Annotated in this window: 21 protein-coding genes; 9 read left to right on the top strand and 12 right to left on the bottom strand. The window is 73.9% G+C overall.

Annotation, left to right across the window (positions count from 1 at the left end):
* The first annotated feature begins 55 nt into the window (after positions 1 to 55).
* Positions 56 to 853, top strand: coding sequence for an alpha/beta hydrolase (locus tag ABZ573_RS22795; protein ID WP_132230759.1), 798 nt, complete (start codon positions 56 to 58; stop codon positions 851 to 853).
* A gap of 284 nt (positions 854 to 1,137) precedes the next feature.
* Positions 1,138 to 1,992, top strand: a complete 855-nt coding sequence (locus ABZ573_RS22800) for a sulfotransferase (protein WP_358120711.1) — start codon at positions 1,138 to 1,140, stop codon at positions 1,990 to 1,992.
* A gap of 80 nt (positions 1,993 to 2,072) precedes the next feature.
* Here the strand turns inward: ABZ573_RS22800 and ABZ573_RS22805 are convergent, their stop codons facing one another.
* The 4 genes from ABZ573_RS22805 to ABZ573_RS22820 form a co-directional block, all read right to left on the bottom strand.
* Positions 2,073 to 3,032, bottom strand: a complete 960-nt coding sequence (locus ABZ573_RS22805; RefSeq protein ID WP_358120714.1) for an asparaginase — start codon at positions 3,030 to 3,032, stop codon at positions 2,073 to 2,075.
* Between the two features lie 96 nt (positions 3,033 to 3,128).
* Entirely contained in the window at positions 3,129 to 3,971 is an 843-nt protein-coding gene (locus ABZ573_RS22810) for a 3-keto-5-aminohexanoate cleavage protein (RefSeq protein ID WP_151452975.1), read from the bottom strand.
* A 92-nt stretch (positions 3,972 to 4,063) separates the two neighbouring features.
* The gene (locus tag ABZ573_RS22815; protein ID WP_151452974.1) at positions 4,064 to 5,176 is read right to left on the bottom strand and encodes a folate-binding protein YgfZ; all 1,113 of its coding nucleotides are present in this window, start codon (positions 5,174 to 5,176) and stop codon (positions 4,064 to 4,066) included.
* Positions 5,173 to 5,601, bottom strand: a complete 429-nt coding sequence (locus tag ABZ573_RS22820) for a Fur family transcriptional regulator (RefSeq protein WP_132230754.1) — start codon at positions 5,599 to 5,601, stop codon at positions 5,173 to 5,175. Before ABZ573_RS22820 ends, ABZ573_RS22815 begins: the two co-directional genes overlap by 4 nt.
* Positions 5,602 to 5,671: 70 nt before the next feature.
* Between ABZ573_RS22820 and ABZ573_RS22825 the strand changes: the two genes are divergently transcribed.
* Entirely contained in the window at positions 5,672 to 6,520 is an 849-nt protein-coding gene (locus tag ABZ573_RS22825) for an aminotransferase class IV (protein WP_358120718.1), read from the top strand.
* Between the two features lie 15 nt (positions 6,521 to 6,535).
* Here the strand turns inward: ABZ573_RS22825 and ABZ573_RS22830 are convergent, their stop codons facing one another.
* Together ABZ573_RS22830 and mtfM are read right to left on the bottom strand one after the other, a co-directional pair.
* Positions 6,536 to 7,129, bottom strand: coding sequence for an FABP family protein (locus ABZ573_RS22830; RefSeq protein WP_151452972.1), 594 nt, complete (start codon positions 7,127 to 7,129; stop codon positions 6,536 to 6,538).
* A gap of 37 nt (positions 7,130 to 7,166) precedes the next feature.
* Positions 7,167 to 7,271, bottom strand: a complete 105-nt coding sequence (gene mtfM, locus ABZ573_RS22835) for a small membrane protein MtfM (RefSeq protein ID WP_036376929.1) — start codon at positions 7,269 to 7,271, stop codon at positions 7,167 to 7,169.
* Positions 7,272 to 7,283: 12 nt separating this feature from the next.
* Between mtfM and ABZ573_RS22840 the strand changes: the two genes are divergently transcribed.
* The 3 genes from ABZ573_RS22840 to ABZ573_RS22850 are packed head-to-tail and all read left to right on the top strand — an operon-like array spanning position 7,284 to position 10,147.
* Positions 7,284 to 7,658 carry a DsrE family protein gene (locus ABZ573_RS22840; protein WP_132230751.1) on the top strand — a complete coding sequence of 125 codons (375 nt, stop codon included), beginning with the start codon at positions 7,284 to 7,286 and terminating at the stop codon, positions 7,656 to 7,658.
* Positions 7,659 to 7,712: 54 nt separating this feature from the next.
* A complete protein-coding gene (locus tag ABZ573_RS22845; RefSeq protein ID WP_151452971.1) occupies positions 7,713 to 8,093 on the top strand; it encodes an SCP2 sterol-binding domain-containing protein in 381 nt (126 codons plus the stop codon).
* A complete protein-coding gene (locus ABZ573_RS22850; protein ID WP_358120724.1) occupies positions 8,090 to 10,147 on the top strand; it encodes a glycogen debranching N-terminal domain-containing protein in 2,058 nt (685 codons plus the stop codon). Before ABZ573_RS22845 ends, ABZ573_RS22850 begins: the two co-directional genes overlap by 4 nt.
* A gap of 8 nt (positions 10,148 to 10,155) precedes the next feature.
* Here the strand turns inward: ABZ573_RS22850 and ABZ573_RS22855 are convergent, their stop codons facing one another.
* From ABZ573_RS22855 to ABZ573_RS22880, 6 genes are all read right to left on the bottom strand, one after another.
* Positions 10,156 to 11,013 (bottom strand): hypothetical protein, encoded by an 858-nt coding sequence (locus ABZ573_RS22855; RefSeq protein ID WP_151452969.1) that lies wholly within the window; start codon positions 11,011 to 11,013, stop codon positions 10,156 to 10,158.
* Between the two features lie 99 nt (positions 11,014 to 11,112).
* Positions 11,113 to 11,436, bottom strand: a complete 324-nt coding sequence (locus tag ABZ573_RS22860; RefSeq protein WP_132230747.1) for a DUF1416 domain-containing protein — start codon at positions 11,434 to 11,436, stop codon at positions 11,113 to 11,115.
* A gap of 3 nt (positions 11,437 to 11,439) precedes the next feature.
* Positions 11,440 to 12,288: a sulfurtransferase gene (locus tag ABZ573_RS22865; protein WP_151452967.1), complete on the bottom strand. Its 849-nt coding sequence runs from the start codon at positions 12,286 to 12,288 to the stop codon at positions 11,440 to 11,442.
* A 203-nt stretch (positions 12,289 to 12,491) separates the two neighbouring features.
* Complete coding sequence (locus ABZ573_RS22870; protein WP_311202345.1) at positions 12,492 to 12,569, bottom strand: Ms5788A family Cys-rich leader peptide; 78 nt, start codon at positions 12,567 to 12,569, stop codon at positions 12,492 to 12,494.
* A gap of 213 nt (positions 12,570 to 12,782) precedes the next feature.
* Positions 12,783 to 13,571: a DUF2993 domain-containing protein gene (locus ABZ573_RS22875; protein ID WP_327029758.1), complete on the bottom strand. Its 789-nt coding sequence runs from the start codon at positions 13,569 to 13,571 to the stop codon at positions 12,783 to 12,785.
* An 82-nt stretch (positions 13,572 to 13,653) separates the two neighbouring features.
* Complete coding sequence (locus ABZ573_RS22880) at positions 13,654 to 14,715, bottom strand: hypothetical protein (protein WP_358120729.1); 1,062 nt, start codon at positions 14,713 to 14,715, stop codon at positions 13,654 to 13,656.
* Positions 14,716 to 14,961: 246 nt separating this feature from the next.
* Here ABZ573_RS22880 and ABZ573_RS22885 point away from each other — a divergent pair, with 246 nt between their 5' ends.
* From ABZ573_RS22885 to mshD, 3 genes are all read left to right on the top strand, one after another.
* Entirely contained in the window at positions 14,962 to 15,681 is a 720-nt protein-coding gene (locus tag ABZ573_RS22885) for a response regulator transcription factor (RefSeq protein ID WP_192581269.1), read from the top strand.
* A gap of 149 nt (positions 15,682 to 15,830) precedes the next feature.
* Positions 15,831 to 16,718: a polysaccharide deacetylase family protein gene (locus tag ABZ573_RS22890; RefSeq protein ID WP_327031105.1), complete on the top strand. Its 888-nt coding sequence runs from the start codon at positions 15,831 to 15,833 to the stop codon at positions 16,716 to 16,718.
* 111 nt (positions 16,719 to 16,829) lie between these two features.
* A partial coding sequence (gene mshD, locus ABZ573_RS22895) for a mycothiol synthase (RefSeq protein WP_358120733.1) occupies positions 16,830 to 17,611 on the top strand: 782 nt, incomplete at its 3' end.

Raw genomic sequence — 17,611 nt, forward strand, 5'->3', positions numbered from 1 at the left:
CCCGCGCCGGCACAAGGCGGTTGCGCCCCGGTCTCCCGGTGCGTACCTTGCCGCAGTGACCAAGATCGAGGTGAACGGCGCCCTGCTCGCGTACGACGACACCGGCAGCGGCACGCCCGTCGTCCTGCTGCACGCCGGCATCGCGGACCGGCGGATGTGGCGGGAGCAGGTCGGCCCGCTGGCCGCGCGGCACCGGGTGATCGCCCTCGACCTGCGCGGGTACGGGGACTCCGAGCTGCCGCCGACCCCGTTCGCCCACCACGACGACGTGGCCGGACTGCTCGACGCGCTCGACCTCCCCCGGGCCGCCCTGGTCGGCTGCTCGTTCGGCGGCGCCGTCGCCATCGACACCGCGCTGGCCCACCCGGAGCGGGTGAGCGCGCTCGCCCTCCTCGGCACCGCCGCCTCGGGCCACGAATGGTCGGACGAGGCGAACGACCTCTGGGAGAGCCTGGTGGGCGAGGTCGACCCGGAGGACTTCGCCGCCAGCGCCGCCGGCGAGGTGCGCTTCTGGGTGGTCGGCCCGGGCCGCGAGCCCGCCGACGTCGACCCGGAGCTGCTCGCCTTCGCCCGCGAGATGGACCAGCGGGCGCTCGCCGCCGAGTTGGCGCTCAGCGCGGTCGACGTCGCCGAACTCGACCCGCCCGCGATCGGCCGCCTCCACGAGCTGCGGATGCCCGTCCTGGTCGGCGCCGGCGCGGCCGACGTGCCCGACATCAGCCGCCTCGCCGACCGGATCGCCGCCGAGGCGCCCGACGCTGTCCGCCTGCCCGACGTGCCCGACGCCGGACACCTGCTGCCGCTGGAGCGACCCGCCCCGGTCAACGCCGCCCTGCTCGACTTCCTGCCCTGACACCCGCACCGTCGTCGACGACGGTGCGGTACGGCCCGTCGTCCGCCTCCGCGGGGTGCGGAGGTGGGCGGTCGTGGCGGTCCTTGCCGATCAGCCCGCCAGCCTCTCGGCCCGCACTCAACGGTTGAAGGGGATAAATGGATTGCACGGGCGCCGGGCTGGGAGTTTGACTGCTCGCCATGTCTCCTTCCCCCTCACCCGTCTTCGTTGCGGGTACGGGTCGTTCGGGAACGTCACGGCTCGCCGACATCATCGGCGAACATCCGCTGATCCACCGGATTCCCATGGAGACCAGGTTCCTCGTCGACCCGGGCGGCCTGCGGGACCTGGCCGACGCGCTCACCGGTCGATACGACCCCACCGTCGGTGAGGACGCCCTGCACCGGCTGAGCGACTTCCTCACCGTACGAGTGCCCGGCCGGCGCGACGATCGCGGCAAGACCGTTCCCGAACTGGTCGGCGAGCGACGCTACCGGGACGCGGTGGAACAGCTCTGGCCTCAGTTGATCGCGTACACCTTCGACGAACCCGCGCCCGCCGAAGGCTTCGGCAACGCCGACCGTCCTGCCGGACCGTTCGAGCCGCTGAGCCGCCGGCGGGTGGTTCCCCGGTACTTCAGCGACCGGAGCGAACTACTCGGAATCCTGCGGGGCCTGGTCGACACCATCTTCGGCGGAGCAGCCGCCGACGCGGGCAAGCCGACCTGGTGCGAGAAGACGCCGTTCAACCTGCTGTGCATGGAGTTCCTCTGGGAACTGGTCCCCGAGGCGACCATCGTGCACATCAAGCGTCACCCGGTCTCAGTGCTCGCATCCCACCTGGCCCAGCCATGGGCGCCGGCCACGGTCGACGGCGCGCTCGCCTACCTCAAGCCGATCTACGATCGGTGGCTCACCTGGAAGGACACGGTCGACCTGACGGGCAGGCGATACGTCGAGGTGAAGGCGGAAGATCTCGCAGCCGACTGGCCCGGGCAGCGCCGCGCCCTGTTCGAACGGCTCGACGTCGACGACTTCGAAACCCGTTCGGCGTTCCAGTCGCACAAGCTGGCGCAGCGCAACAACCAGTTCGACGACGAAACCCGCGAGTTCATCGAGGAAGCACTCGGCAAGGTCATCCCGGCCATGGGATACGAGTGACGACCATGACCCTCCACCCTGACGACGCCGCGTCGCGCCCCTCGAACGCCCGGTGAACGTCGCGACGAGGCGGGAAACGGCTACGAGAGCGGCCGGACGGCACCGACCGGCAGGCCGCCGCCGAAGAGCGGCAGTTCGGCGTACTCGGTCAGCACCGGCGCGTCCAGCCCGAGGCGGCGCAGGGCGGAGACCAGCACCGGCATCCGGGCGCGGCCCGCGCCGTCGTCGATCTTGAGGGCGACCGCGCCGACCCCGGGCACCGCCGCCGCGACAACCCCCTCGGCGCCGATCTTGGCGAGCAGCCCGGGCACGCCCCGCATCAGCCGGCTGTCCTCGGCCCGGGTGCCGCCGACCAGATCCGGGTGGGCGCGCATCGCGTCGGCCACCGTCCGTGGCACGGAGCCGGGCTCCGCCGAGACGAGCCGGAGGTACGCCCCGGCCAGGCCGGTCAGCGAGACGGCGAGCACCGGAGCGCCGCAGCCGTCCACCCCGACCGCCGCAGCCGGCTCGCCCGTGAACTCCTCCACCGCGTCCCGGAGCCGCTGCTGCAACGGGTGCTCCGGACGCCAGTACCCGTCGAGCGGCCAGCCGGCGGCCAGGCAGGTCAGCAGCATCCCGCTGTGCTTGCCGGAGCAGTTCATCTGCGTACGGGTGGGGCCGCCGCCGGCCCGCAGCACGGCCGTCCGCGCCTCGTCGCCCACGGGCAGGTCCGGCGGGCAGTGCAGGGCCGACTCGTCCAGCCCGGCGCGGGCGAGTAGCGCGCCCACCCGGGCCAGGTGGAACTCCTCGCCGGCGTGGCTGGCCGAGACCAGCGCCACGTCGGCGGGGTCGGCCAGCGTCAGCCCGGCGCGGAGCATCCCGACCGTCTGCATCGGCTTGTTGGACGAGCGCGGGAAGACCGGGGAGGTCACGTCCCCGGCGCCGGCCACCGTCTGACCCGAGGCGTCGAGCACCACCACCGAGCCCCGGTGCACGCCCTCGACGAACCCCGACCGGACCACCTCGGCGAGCGGCGCGCCGCCCTCGTACGTCTTTCCCACAGGGTGGACGGTACCGGCAGCTCCGGCAGCGGTCGGCGGGCGGGTGAGCAGGTCGTCGGCGACCCGGTGTACAGCAGTGCCGGCCCGGGTCGCCGCTTACCGCCCGGTGGCCGGCACGCCGAGCAGCCCGCGCGCCTCGGCGGTGGTCAGCGGCGGCCGCTGGGCGAGCTGGGCGAAGCCGACCGCCCGGGCGACGAGCTGCATGTTGGACTCGACCGGGCGGCCCTTGGCGTAGTTCACCGTGTCCTCCATGCCGACCCGCAGGTGCCCGCCGGCCGAGAGCGAGGCCAGCATGACCGGGATGGTGCTGCGGCCGATGCCGGTGGCGGAGAAGGTGGTGCCCTCGGGCAGGTCGCGCAGTGCCTGGTGGGCGGCGACCAGGGCCGGGGTGGTGCCCGGCATGCCGCCCGGCACGCCCATCACGAAGTCGACGTGCACGTGCCCACCGGCCGGCAGGCCGTACTTGCCGAGCAGCCGTTGCAGGGCCGTCAGGTGGCCGAGGTCGAAGATCTCGTACTCGGGCACGATGCCGCGCTCCTGCATGCGGGTGTGCAGGTCGACGATGAACTCCCACCGGTTGAGGAAGACGTCGTCACCGAAGTTGAGCGTGCCCATGGTGCAGGAGGCCATGTCCGGCCCGGCGTCGAGCACGGCGAGCCGGTCGGCCTCCGGGTCGGTCACCGCGCCGCCCGAGGAGAGCTGCACGACGAGGTCGGTGCTCTCCCGCAGCGCCGTCACGGTCTCCCGCAGCCGCCCCTGGTCCAGGGTGGGCCTGGCCTCGTCGTCGCGGATGTGGACGTGGATCACGGCGGCGCCGAGCGCCTCGCACTCCTTGGCGGTCAGCAGCAGCTCGTCGAGCGTCACCGGCAGCGCCGGCACCTCGGCCTTGGCCGACTCCGCGCCGGTGGGGGCAACCGTGATCAACGTCCCTGTCGTCATGCCCGGATCCTAGACCGAGGTCAGCGAGCCAGTCGACCGGAACTTTTCCGGCCTCAGCGCCACGAAGCAGAGATTCTTTCGCCGATCGGCGGTCAGGCCGGATCGATCGCGGCGGCGGTCTCCCCGATCAGGAGGCGGGCGTCGTCGGCGACGTTGCGCTTGACCACGGCCAGGGCGACCTGGCCCAGCTCGTGGTGGTGCACGGCCGTGCCGACGAAGCCGACCGCCCGGCCGTCGAGGGTCACCGGCGTGCCGGCGACCGGCGGCTGGTCGGTGGTCACCCCGTCCAGGTGCAGGAGTACGAGCCGACGCGGCGGCCGGCCCATGTTGTGCACCCGGGCCACGGTCTCCTGGCCCCGGTAGCAGCCCTTGTCCAGGTGCACGGCCGGGGCGACCAGGTCCACCTCGGCGGGGATGGTCCGGTGGTCGGTGTCCACCCCGACCCGGGCCCGCCGGGCGGCCACCCGCACCGCCTCGTACGCCCACAGCCCGGCGACCGGCACCCCGTTGCCCCGCAGCTGGGTGACCACCTGCTCCATCGCGGCCCGGGGCACCAGCAGGTCCACGCCGAGCGGGCCCCGGCGGGCCCAGCCGCCCACGGGCAGCGGGCGTACGTCGTACAGCGCGGTCGGCCGTGGCGGCAGCTCGCCGGAGCGGAACTTCGGGCCCGGCACCGCGACCACGTCGGGCGCGGCCAGCCCGGTCGCGCCGAGCGTCTCCACCGCGGCGGGCGCCTCCGGCCCGACCAGGGAGAGCAGCGCGTGCTCGGGCGTCACGTCGCGCGGCTCGACCTTGCTGAAGAACCGCATCCGCTCCAGGTACGACAGCAGGCCGGCGGTGGCGCCCGGCTCGGTGTCGAGCCAGGTGGTGATGCCGTCCTCGGCGACCATGGCGTGCTGCTCGACGTGCCCGTGCGGGGAGAGCACCAGCAGCTCGGTGCCCTGGCCGGCACCGAGCTGCGCGAGGTGCTGGCTGGTGAGGGTGTGCAGCCAGCCGATCCGTTCCTCGCCCGGCACCGCGACGACGCCCCGGTGCGACCGGTCGACGAGGCCGACCGCCGTGTCGAGGGTGCGCTGCTCGCGCATCGGGTCGCCGTAGTGCGCCGCCACGCCCCGCACGCCGGCCGCCGCGTGCGCCGGCTCGGGCTGGTCGCGGCTGGCCTCGTCGATGCTCTCGACGCTCACCGCGCCCGCGATGTCGATCATTTCCGGTCCCCGTTCTCGCAGCGGACGCAGAGGCCGAAGAACGAGACGTGGCCGATGTCCACCCGGAACCCGCGCTGGCTCGCCAACTGGTCGGCCAGCGGGCGTAGCAGCTCCGGATCGATCTCGTCGATCGCGCCACAGCCCCGGCAGACGAGGTGGACGTGCTGGTCCTCGCCGGCCGCGTGATAGGTCGGCGAGCCGTGCGAGAGGTGGGTGTGGGTGACCAGGCCGAGCCGTTCCAGCAGCTCCAGCGTGCGGTAGATGGTGGTGATGTTGACCCCTGCGGCCACCTCCCGGACGGCGGTGTGCACCTGCTCCGGGGTGGCGTGCCCAAGGTCCAGCACGGCCTGGAGGATCAACTGCCGTTGCGCCGTCAGCCGTAGCCCACGGGCGCGGAGCATTTCCGCGAGGGAGGATTCGGACACCGTCCGATCATAGTTCGCCCCGCCACGCGCGCCGCCGGTGTCGACCGGTCCGCGGCTAGGCTCGGCGGTCATGGTGGCGTCGAGGATCGCCGTGCCGGGCCGCGGGCTGGTGCCGCCCGGCGAGCCGGTGCTGCGCGGCGACGACCGGGGCGTGCTGCACGGCGACGGGCTCTTCGAGACGATGCACCTGCGGGACGGGCGGCCGTGGCTGCGCGACGCGCACCTGGCCCGGCTCGCCCGGGCGGCGGCGGCCGTCGACCTGACGCTGCCCGCCGCCGACGTGCTGGACGAACTGCTGGACGCCGTCCGCGCCGGCTGGCCCGCCGAGGTGGAGGGGGCGCTGCGCCTGGTCTGCACCCGGGGCCCGGAGGGCGGCACCTCGCCCACCGGCTACGCCACGCTGGGCGAGGTGCCGGCGGCGACCCGGGCGGCGCGCCGGCACGGGATCACCGTGGCGACCCTGCCGCTCGGCGTCGCGGCGCGGGCCCGCGCCGAACTCGACTGGCTGCCGGCCGGGGTCAAGTCCATCTCGTACGCGGTGAGCACCGCCGCCCGCCGGTGGACCGCCCGCGCCGGCGTGGACGACGCGCTCTGGGTCTCCTCCGACGGGTACGCGCTGGAGGGGCCGACGGCCAACCTGGTCTGGCTGGCCGGTGACACCCTCTGCACGGTGCCCGCCGCCGAGACCGGCATCCTGCCGGGCGTGACCGCCGCCTGGCTGCTCGCGCACGCCCACGCACTCGGCCTGCGCGCCGAGGAGCGCCTGGTCACCCCGGCCGAGCTGCGTACCGCCGACGGCGTCTGGCTCAGCTCGTCCGTCCGTGGCCTCGCGGAGATCCGCACCCTGGACGCCGTCCCGCTGCGCCGCTGCGCGCACACCCCCGCCCTCCAGGCGCTCCTGGGCTTTCCCCGCCCGTGACCCCCGGGAGGAGGGTCAGCCGGCCACCCGGGTGAGGCGGGCGGAGAGGTGGGGGGAGAGGGAGTGGCCCAGGGCCGCCATCTCCTGGGCGTAGAGCAGCGCGCCCTCGACGATGCCGAAGAGGCGGTGACCGGCGGTGACCTCCTTGGCGGTCGCCGTACGGACCACCGCGTCGGTGACGAACTCGATCTGGGTGCCCTTGCGCTTGCCGATGTGCAGCTCCATCACGCCGGTGGGGACGCTCATCAGCGCCTCCAGCTCGTCGGTGGCCCGGTCGCCGTCCATCACCGGCCGCCACCAGCCGACCTCGCGACCCGCCGGGCGGACCGGGCGGCTCTGCTCGTCGAGCAGCCAGGCGCGCGACTCGTAGGACAGGAACGGCCGGCCGTCGTGGCTGATCCGGATCTCCTGCGCGAAGTCGAAGTCCTCGATGGTGGGGAAGCCACCCCGCCCCCGGCCGCGCCACACCCCGACGTACGGCAGCAGGCCGTCCAGCGCGGGATGCAGCTTCGGGCCCACGCGCAGGTCGTGGCTCTCCTCGTAGGGGTACGGGTCGACCGGCGGCGCGTTCAGCCACGGCGGCGGCTGCAGGGGGTTCTCGTCGCTCACCGGTTCACTCCGCCTCTCCGCCGGCGGCCACGACAGCTCACCAGCGCCCTCTTGACATGCGTACGGCCAGGTAGACCAGGCCACCGGCGAGCGCGCCCAGGCCGGCGACCAGCAGGCTGACGAACCCGATCTCGGTAACCATCGTGACCATCCTATGCTGGGCCCCATGGCCCGCACTCTCGTCGTCAAGGCCACCGCCGGCGCGGACGCCCCGGAGCGGTGCGCCCAGGCATTCACCGTCGCCGCCACCGCAGCCGCCGCCGGGGTGCACGTGTCGCTCTGGCTGACCGGGGAGTCGACCTGGTTCGCGCTGCCGGGCAAGGCACAGGAGTTCGAGCTGCCGCACTCGGCCCCGCTGGCCGAGCTGCTGCACGTGATCCTCACCACCGGAACGGTGACCGCCTGCACGCAGTGCGCCGCCCGGCGGGACATCGGGCCGGACGACGTGCTGCCGGGTGTCCGCATCGCCGGCGCGGCGGTGTTCGTCGAGGAGACGATGGCCGAGGGGGCCCAGGCCCTGGTCTACTGACCGCCGCCCGCCGATACCGGCCCGACAGGTCGGACAGATGCCTACGATTCGGGTGTGACCGAGGCGACGGAGCGATTCTTCGAATCACTGCCGGCGCGCGCCCCCAAGGTGCTGGTCAGCCCGGTCAGCGGAACGATGCAGATCGACCTCGCGGAGGGCGGTCAGACGGTGCACTGGCTGGTCCGCCTTCGTCCGGGCGAGATCGAGGTGAGCCGCGACCGGGGGCCCGCCGACGCGATCTGGTACACCAGCGCGGACCTGTTCGACCGGCTCGTCACCGGCCGGGCCCAGGCGATCTCGTCGGTGCTGCGCAACGAGAGCAGCTTCAGCGGCGACATCGTGCTCTTCCTGCTGTTCCACCGGTTCTTCCCCGACCCGCCCGGCACCCGGGACCCCCGCACGGTCGCCCGCAAACAGGCCGGGCGGCTGCCGTGAAGGAACTGGTCAGCATCCTGGACGGCAACACCTTCCTGGTCAGCGACAGCCGCGGCGACATCGAGCCGTCCCTCGACTTCCCGACCGGGCTCTTCTCGTTCGACACCCGGCACCTCTCCACCTGGTTGCTGACCCTCGACGGCGAACGGCTGCACGCCCTCTCCGTCGACACCGCGGAGTCCTTCCGCACCCGCTTCTTCCTCGTGCCCGGCGAACCGACGCACTACCTGGACGCGAAGGTCTCGATGATCCGGAGCCGGGCCATCGGCGGCAGCTTCGAGGAGGAGCTGACGCTGCTCAACCACTCCGGCGAGGACATGGAGTTCGTCGTCCACCTCGCCATGGGCGCCGACTTCGCGGACCTGTTCGAGATCAAGCATGTCCGGCGCAAGGAGGGCCACTCCACCGCCACCGTCGGCGAGAACGAGCTGCGCCTGACCTACCGCCGGGAGAGGTTCCACCGCGAGACGGTCATCCGCACCAGCATGCCCGCGCACATCGAGGTCTCCGGCATGACCTACCGGGTCCGGGTCGGCCCGCGCGGCGAGTGGACGACGCGGCTGCACGTGTCCACAGTCGTCTACGGCGCGCGCGGCGAGGACATCCGGGCCAACCTCCCGCAGTACGGGGGCAGCCGCAGCCCGGACGCGATCCGGGCCGAGCAGGACGAGCTCGTCGCCCGGGCGCCCAAGCTCGGCTGCGACTGCCAGCCGCTGGCCGGGGCGTACCGGCAGAGCCTCCACGACCTGGCGGCGCTGCGCTACGAGTCGATCACCCTCGGCGTACGCCTGGTGGCCGCCGGCCTGCCGTGGTTCATGACGCTGTTCGGCCGGGACAGCATCATCACCTCGCTCCAGGTTCTGCCCTTCCTGCCGGAGCTGATCCCGCCGACCCTCATGATGCTGGCCGGCCTCCAGGGGCACCGGATCGACGACTTCCGGGACGAGGAGCCGGGCAAGATCCTGCACGAGCTGCGCTACGGCGAGACGGCGGGCTTCGAGGAACAGCCCCACTCGCCGTACTACGGCTCGGCGGACTCGACGCCGCTGTTCGTCATCCTGCTCGACGAGTACGAGCGGTGGACCGGCAACGACAAGCTGGTACGGGGACTGGAGGCCCAGACCCGGGCCGCCCTCGCCTGGATCGACACGTACGGGGACCTGCTCGGCACCGGCTACCTCTGGTACCAGACGCGCAACCCGGACACCGGATTGGCGAACCAGTGCTGGAAGGACTCCTGGGACTCGATCTCGTACCGCGACGGCCGGTTCCCCGGCTTCCCCCGCGCCACCTGCGAACTCCAGGGCTACGCGTACGACGCGAAGATCCGCGGCGCCCGACTGGCCCGGGAGTTCTGGGGCGACCCCGCGTACGCCGACCGGCTGGAGCGGGAGGCGGCCGAGCTCAAGATCCGGTTCAACCGGGACTTCTGGATCCCGGAACGGGAGTACTACGCGCTCGCCCTGGACGCCGACGGCCGGCAGGTGGACGCGCTCACCTCCAACATCGGGCACCTGCTGTGGAGCGGCATCGTCGACGAGTCACGGGCCGGCCGGATCGCCGAACACCTGATGGGGCCACGGCTCTACTCCGGTTGGGGCGTCCGGACCCTCGCCGACGACCAGGGGCGCTACAACCCCGTCGGCTACCACGTCGGGACGGTGTGGCCGTTCGACAACTCGATCATCGCCTGGGGGCTGTGGCGGTACGGCTTCCGCCGGGAGGCCGGGCAGATCTGCGAGGCCATGCTGGCCGCGTCCCCGTTCTTCGACGGACGACTGCCGGAGGCCTTCGCCGGCTACGAGCGGGACCTCACCGACTACCCGGTGGAGTACCCCACCGCGTGCAGCCCGCAGGCCTGGTCGGCGGGCACGCCGCTGCTGCTGCTCCGGGTGATGCTGGGCCTGGAGCCGCAGGGCGACCACCTGATCATCGACCCCGCCGTGCCCGAGGGGATGGGGCGGATCGAGCTGCTCGACATCCCCGGCCGCTGGGGCCACGTCGACGCCCTGGGCCGCAGCCGCGCCCCGCACGACCACCCGCGCGGCCGCTGACCACCTCCTCAGGCGGGGCAGCCGGTGTTGACGGAGACGACGACCTGGTCGCCCGAGAGGTCGGCGACGACCATGGCGGCGCCGCGCCGGTAGGCGTACGCCTGCGCGGTGTCCAGCATCGGGACGCGGGCCACGGAGGCGAGCGCGTCGGCCGGCGACGGCGGGGCCGGGATGGCGGCGGCGCGGGCGGTGCGGGCCGTGCCGCCGGTGGGGCACGGCGCGACGACCACCTCGGCGGCCGACCCGGGCGGGCCGCCGAGCGCCCGCAGCGCCGCGGCCAGGGCCTCGGCCTCGGCGCCGTCGGCGCCGACCGCCGGCGCGGTGTAGCCCTCGCCGACCGGCCGGCAGCCCGTGTCGGCGGTCAGCCGGACGAGGCCGTCCGCCTCGACCCCGCCGGAGACGGTGACGAACTCGCCCGCGTCGGCGCGCAGCCGGGGGCCGTCCTCCGCCGTCACCCGGACCCCGGCCCGCCAGCCCTCGGGGAGTCGGTCGGCGACCCGCTCCAGCAGCGACCGCTCCAGGCCGCTGGGAACGAACACGTCCACCCCGCGGGTCAGGGTGGCGCCCTCGGCGAACGGGGTGACGCGGCAGCCCCGGTCGACCACGGGCGGGGTCAGCACGGCGGTGTCGCCGGCCGCCGCGACCAGTGCGCCGACCGCGCGGTCGACGAGCGGGCCGGCCTCGGTCAGGGTGCGCTGCTCCCGGACGGTCGGCGGATCGTTGCGCACCGAGAGCCAGGTCAGCGCCGCCAGCAGCACCGCCCACGCCACCGTGCCGGCGAGCAGCCAGGGCAGCCACCGTCGGGGGGCCGCCGGCCGATCGGGACCGGTAGGCGGGGCCTGCCCCGCCGCTTCCACGCCGTTCACGGGGGCAATCGTGTCACGCCGGTCGACCGTGCCCGGAGACGGTCGCGGCCCGCCACCTGCGAAGGCGACGGGCCACGGACCGATCAGAGCGTGGAAGGGTCAGGAGGCGACCGTGACGGCGACCTCGTTGATGCCCCGGGCGGCGGTCACGGCGGTGTCGCCGTTGCCGTGCCGGGAGAGCGCCCGCAGGGTCCAGGCACCCGGCGCGGCGAAGAACCGGAACTGGCCGGCCGGCGAGGTCACCACCTCGGCGGTGAACTCACCGGTCGAGTCGAGCAGCCGGACGTACGCGCCCGGGACGGCCTCGCCCGCGTCGGAGCGGACGACGCCGGTGATCACGGTTTCCTTCTCCAGGTCCAGGCTCGCGGGCAGCGGGGCGGCCTGGTCGGGCGCGGCGCAGCCGGCAGCGGTGGGTGCGGTCATGGCTCAGGCCTCCCCGGGCTCGTCGCCGAGCGCGACCGGCACGCCGACCAGCGAGCCGTACTCGGTCCAGGATCCGTCGTAGTTCTTCACGTTGCGGTGGCCGAGCAGCTCCTGGAGCACGAACCAGGAGTGCGAGGAGCGCTCGCCGATCCGGCAGTACGCGATGGTCTCGCGGCTGTCGTCCAGCCCGGCGTCGGCGTAGATCTTGCGCAGCTCGTCGTCGGACTTGAAGGTGCCGTCCTCGTTGGCCGCCTTGGACCACGGCACGCTGATCGCCGTGGGGATGTGCCCGGCCCGCTGCGCCTGCTCCTGCGGCAGGTGGGCGGGGGCGAGCAGCCGGCCGGCGAACTCGTCGGGGCTGCGCACGTCGACCAGGTTCTTGGTGCCGATGGCGGCCACGACCTCGTCACGGAAGGCCCGGATCGAGGTGTCCGGCTCCTGCGCCACGTACTGCGTCGCCGGGCGGGTCACCGCGTCCCCAACCAGCGGACGGGCGTCCAGCTCCCACTTCTTGCGACCGCCGTCGAGCAGCTTCACGTCGCGGTGGCCGTAGAGCTTGAAGTACCAGTACGCGTACGCGGCGAACCAGTTGTTGTTGCCGCCGTAGAGGATGACGGTGTCGTCGTTGCTGATGCCCCGCTCGGAGAGCAGCGCCTCGAACTGGCTCTTGTTGACGAAGTCCCGGCGCACCTGGTCCTGGAGGTCGGTCTTCCAGTCCAGCTTGATCGCGCCGGCGATGTGGCCGGTGTCGTAGGCCGAGGTGTCCTCGTCTACCTCGACAAAGACGACGCCCGGGGCGTCGAGGTTCTTCTCGGCCCATTCGGCCGAGACGAGTGCGGTGTCGCGACTCATCAGATCACTCCCTGGTGAGGATGGATGGTGAACCAGCACGAGGGCATCGAAAGTCGTGACGATCGCACCACGCGCGGGATCCACCGTATGGACGGATCACGGGTTCGTGCGACGGCGCCGCTGCCGGGCGTTGAAAGAGAGCACGGGAGAAGAAAAATCCCTGTGTGCCGGTGGCCGCTAGGCGGCCGAGGACAGCCCCGCCGTCAGATGACGGGGCGACACAGGCAGGTGGCCACGCGGCACAGGTCGACCGCGCGCCGTTTGGTGAGGAGCGTCCCCATGAGCAGGGAGCCTACCAGCCGGGCACGGCCACACCAGGGGGCCGACCAGCATCCGGGACGCACGTACTGGTAGCCCGGGGTGCAGGGAAGGGCGCCTTCCTGTCGCAATCGGTGGAGGAAGGGACCCTTCCTGACCGGCAGGCGCGGGCGGACGCGGGCGCAAGCGCGGGCGGCTCGGGGCCGGGGCCGGAGGCGGTGGATCGGTCGGGTCGGTCAGCCGGCGGCGGAGTTGATCGGCACGTTCCTGGCGTCCGCGGTGACGGTCAGCCCCTCGGGCAGCGGCCGGACCTCCCGGACGGCGAGCTGGAACGGCAGCTCGGGCAGGGGCACGTCGATGGAGATGCTGCGGGCGTAGTTGCTGAGCAGCGTCCGGGCCAGCGGCAGGTTCGGCAGGCCGTCGGCGCTCAGGTCGTTGAACTTCAGCGCCACCTGCCCCTCCTTGCCGACCGTGATGTCGGCGGTGCCGGTCACGGTGAGACGCTGGCCGAGGATGTCGACCGGGGCGGTGACGGCCAGCCGGCCGTTCTGCTCGCCGAGGGTCAGCCCCGGCCGGTCGAGCAGCTTGGCGAGGCTGTCGTAGCTGATGGTGCCCGTCCCGTCGACGGTCTCGGCGACCACGTCGCCCTGCCCCGAGCGGATGGTGTCGAGCGAGGCGCGCACGTTGCGGGCGTCCACGTCGAGCTTCGGCAGCGCGACCGCGTCGCCCCGCACCGAGCCCTGCACGTCGCGCAGCGCGATGGAGATGCGCTCGTACCGGCCGTCGAGCACCTGGGTGAGGAACGGGACCCCGCCGACCTCCACCTCCGGCGGCGAGGACTGCGCCCCCTGCTTGGCGATCTCCTGTCGGACCTGGTCGGCGATGGCCCGCTCGGCCACCCCCACGGCGACCCGGTCGGCCACCACGATCAGTCCGCCCAGGACCAGCAGCAGCACGACGAGGGTGATGAGCACCTTGCGCCCGCGTCGCCGGGGCCGCTCCTCGTACGTGTCGTCGTGCGCCACGCCGCCTCCTGTCGTCAGTGCCGAGGGTGCCGCGGAGCGGCCCACCGGTGGTACCCGATCGGGGAAAAGCTCAACCGCCGTGTCAGAGAACGAGCTTGCACATGGCGTACGCGGCCGGCGCGGCCAGGGCGAAGCCACCGAGGGGCCCCTGCATGTGCCGGGCCACCCACATGGTCGGCGGCTCCCCCGCCATCAGCCGGCCCGCCTCGGCGTAGCCCACGGCAAGGTCGGCCAGCACGGCGGTGACCGCCGCGACCAGCCCGATGATCGCGGCCCGGGTCGGGGTGAAGGGCGTCACCAGGTAGCTGCCGAGGACGGCGCTGACCAGCGTGCCGACCATCGCGCCGGCGACCACGCCGGCCGCGCCCCGGGGCACCTGGGGGGCCAGCCGCGGCCACGGCGCGACCGCGTCGGTCAGCCGGGCGACGGTGAGCGCGACCGCGCTGGCGGTGAGGCACACCGTGATGGCCTGGGTGCCCGCCGGGATCCGGCTGAGCACGATCAGGGTGGCGAAGGCGACGACGCCGACCACGATCAGCAGGGTGCTGCCGAGCGAGTCGGTCACCCGCACCCGGTCGACCCGCCGGACGAGCTGGCCGAGCACCCCGAGGGCGAAGCCGCCCGCCGCGACGTAGCCCAGCGGCGCCAGGCCGGCGACGTCCGTCTGCACGGCCGCGGTGTCGGCCGCCACCGCGGCGGCGGCGCTGACGGCGGCCACCAGCAGCAGCGCGGGCGGTCGCATGGCCATCGTCCAGGCCAGCACGAAGAGCAACTGCACGCCGAAGACGACGAACGCGAAGGGCAGGCGGTGCCCCGGGCCGGCGGTCTGCGCCCCGAGCACCAGACCCACCCCGAGCAGCGTGGCGAACCCGGCGACGGTCAGCGCGAGCGGGCGGCGCACCTCGACCGGCTCCACCAGCTCCTCGTCCGGCTCGTCGTCCGGCTCGTCGTCGGGTCGCCGGGCCGGCTCACCGGCCCGCCGGGCGCGGCGCGGGCCGCTGCGCTCCCGGCGCTCGCCGTCGTCGTCGGGGGCCGGCCCGGTGCGCGGCGCCGGCGGCTGGCCACGGGACGGGCCGGACGGCCCGGGGCGGGGCCCGTCGGGCCACTGGTCGCGGCCGGTCTCGGGCGAGCTGGAGGGAAACACGCCCCGATCGTGCCAGACCCGCCGGCCGATGCGGGGGCCACGGTTTCGGCAACGTTAAAACCTGGGGTCACGATCAGGGGCAAGCCGGGCAAACGGGAAAGGACGCGGAGGCGCGACCGGGGCCTTCGGTTACGCTCAAGCCGTTACCCGCCCGTCAGCGACGCCGGGACCCACGCAAGTTCATCAGCGTCACGCCCCGCCACGGAGTGCGCTGGTCGCGCGCGGCCGACGGCCGCCGGGACGGAGGTGATCGTGGAGATCCTGCTGCTGGTGACCGCGCGCGCAGGCGAACCATCCGCTGTGCTGCCGGCGCTCGACCTGCTGCCGCACTCGGTCCGCACCGCGCCACGCGACGTCCGCACCCTGGTCGCCGGCCCCAGTCCGGACGCGGTGCTGGTCGACGCCCGCTCCGAGCTGAGCGAGGCGCGGGCGACCTGCCGGATGCTGCACGCCACCGGGCTCGGAGTGCCCCTGGTCGCGGTGGTCACCGAGGCCGGCCTGATCGCGCTCAACGCCGACTGGGGCGTCGACGACGTCATCCTCGCCGCCGCCGGGCCGGCCGAGGTGGAGGCCCGGCTGCGGCTCGCCGTCGGGCGGCTGAACAACGCCACCTCCGGGGCCGGCGGCTCGATCCGCGCCGGCGAGCTGACGATCGACCCGGACACCTACGCCGCGAAGCTCAAGGGCCGGCCGCTCGACCTCACCTACAAGGAGTTCGAGCTGCTGAAGTTCCTGGCCCAGCACCCGGGCCGGGTGTTCACCCGGGACCAGCTCCTGCGCGAGGTGTGGGGCTACGACTACTTCGGCGGCACGCGCACCGTCGACGTGCACGTCCGGCGGCTGCGCGCCAAGCTCGGCTCCGAGTACGAGTCGATGATCGGCACGGTGCGGCAGGTGGGCTACAAGTTCGTCGTACCGCCCTCGCGGTCCCTGCCGGAGAGCGAGCACGCGCCCCTGCCGGTCTGACCTCCCCGTCCCTTTCAGGGACGGTTTCGCATATGCCCTTTTTGCGCTGCTAGCCGGTTCTATTCTGACTGCCGGGTTTGCGACAAAAAGGGGGCGGCGGAGTGCGCATCGACCACGGGGGCGGCGGCGGATCGACGCGATGGGGCCCACTGATCCGGGACCCCTCGGCCGCGCGCACCATCGGGCTCGTCACGCTGGTGGTCGCCGCGCTGCTCGGTTCCGCGTACGCCCTCGGGCGCAGCCTGGTCCCCGACCCGCCGACGTCCCGGTCCAGCGTGACCACCAGCGCCACCGGCCCGCACTACGCCGACCAGCCGCCGACGAAGGACACCCCGCGCCGGACCCCGGAGGGTGCGCCGAGCACCAGCCCGGCGGAGGCCGGGCAGGACGGCGGCGCCAGCCCCCAGGGCACGCCGTCGCCGGTACCGGCCGACGGGCCGTTCGGCGCGCAGACCACCAGCGGCACCTCGCTGGTCGCGCTGACCTTCGACGACGGACCGGACCCGCGGTACACGCCGCAGGTGCTCGCCCTGCTCCGCGAGCACCAGGTGCGGGCCACCTTCTGCGTGGTCGGCGAGAACGCCCAGCGCCACCCGGACCTGATCCGGGCCATCGCGGCCGACGGGCACACCCTGTGCAACCACAGCTGGAACCACGACGTCGACCTCGGCCGCCGGTCGCCGGCCGCCATCCGGGCGGACCTGCTGCGCACCAGCGAGGCGATCCGGGCGGCGGTGCCCGACGCGCCGATCGCGTACTACCGGCAGCCCGGCGGCGCCTGGACGGGCCAGGTGGTGTCGGTGTCCCACGAACTCGGCATGACGCCGCTGCACTGGACCGTGGACCCGGCGGACTGGGAGCTGCCGGGAGCCAGCCGGATCGCGGCGACGGTCGTGGCGGACGTCGTACCCGGCTCGGTCGTGCTGTTGCACGACGCCGGCGGCGACCGGCAGGGCACGGTGGACGCCCTGCACCGCATCCTGCCCGACCTGACCAGCCGGTTCGAGGTGGAGGCGCTGCCCGACGGGGGGACGTGAGCCGGCCGGCGGACGGCCCGACCACGGGCGGTCCGGCCAGGCGACCGCCGCACCGCCCCGGCGGCCGGCCGAGCGCGGCGGCGCGGGGATCGACCGGACTACGGTGACGACATGAGCAACCCCGAAGCGAGCAGCGGCCGGGTGACCCGGTCCGACCGCCTCAGCCCCACGGAGATCGCCGACGTGACGACCCTCGCCCGGGTCGCCGGCGACGCGGACGGGGCGGACCCGTTCGACGAGCACGTCCTGCTCCGGCTGCGCGACCCGGACGCGCCCGCCGTGCACCTGACCACCCGGGCGGACGACGGCACCCTGACCGGGTACGCGCACCTGGACACCACCGACCCGGGCGCGGGGATCGGCGTGGAACTGGTGGTGCACCCGGCGTACCGGCGGCGCGGGACGGGCCGCGCGCTGGCCCGGGGCGTCCTGGCGGCGGCCGACGGCCCGCTGCGGGTCTGGGCGCACGGCGACCACCCCTCCGCCGCCGCGCTCGGCGTCGACCTGGGCCTGCGCCGGGCCCGGGTGCTCTGGCAGCTGCGCCGGCCGCTGACCGCCCCGATCCCCGACCACCCGCTGCCGGACGGGGTGACGCTGCGCGCGTACCGGCCCGGCGCCGACGACGAGGAGTGGCTGGCGCTCAACGCGCGGGCCTTCGCGGAGCACCCGGAACAGGGCCGCTGGTCCCCCGCCGACCTGCGGGTACGCCCCGACGAGCCGTGGTTCGACCCGGAGGGCTTCCTGCTCGCCGTCGACGGGTCCACCGGCCGGCTGCTCGGCTTCCACTGGACGAAGGTCCACGAACGACCCGGCTCGGCCCGGATCGGCGAGGTCTACGTCCTCGGTGTGGACCCGTCGGCCCACCGCGGCGGGCTCGGCCGGGCGCTGACCGC

The sequence above is a fragment of the Micromonospora sp. NPDC007220 genome, assembly GCF_040634035.1.
GTDB lineage: Bacteria > Actinomycetota > Actinomycetes > Mycobacteriales > Micromonosporaceae > Micromonospora > Micromonospora reichwaldensis.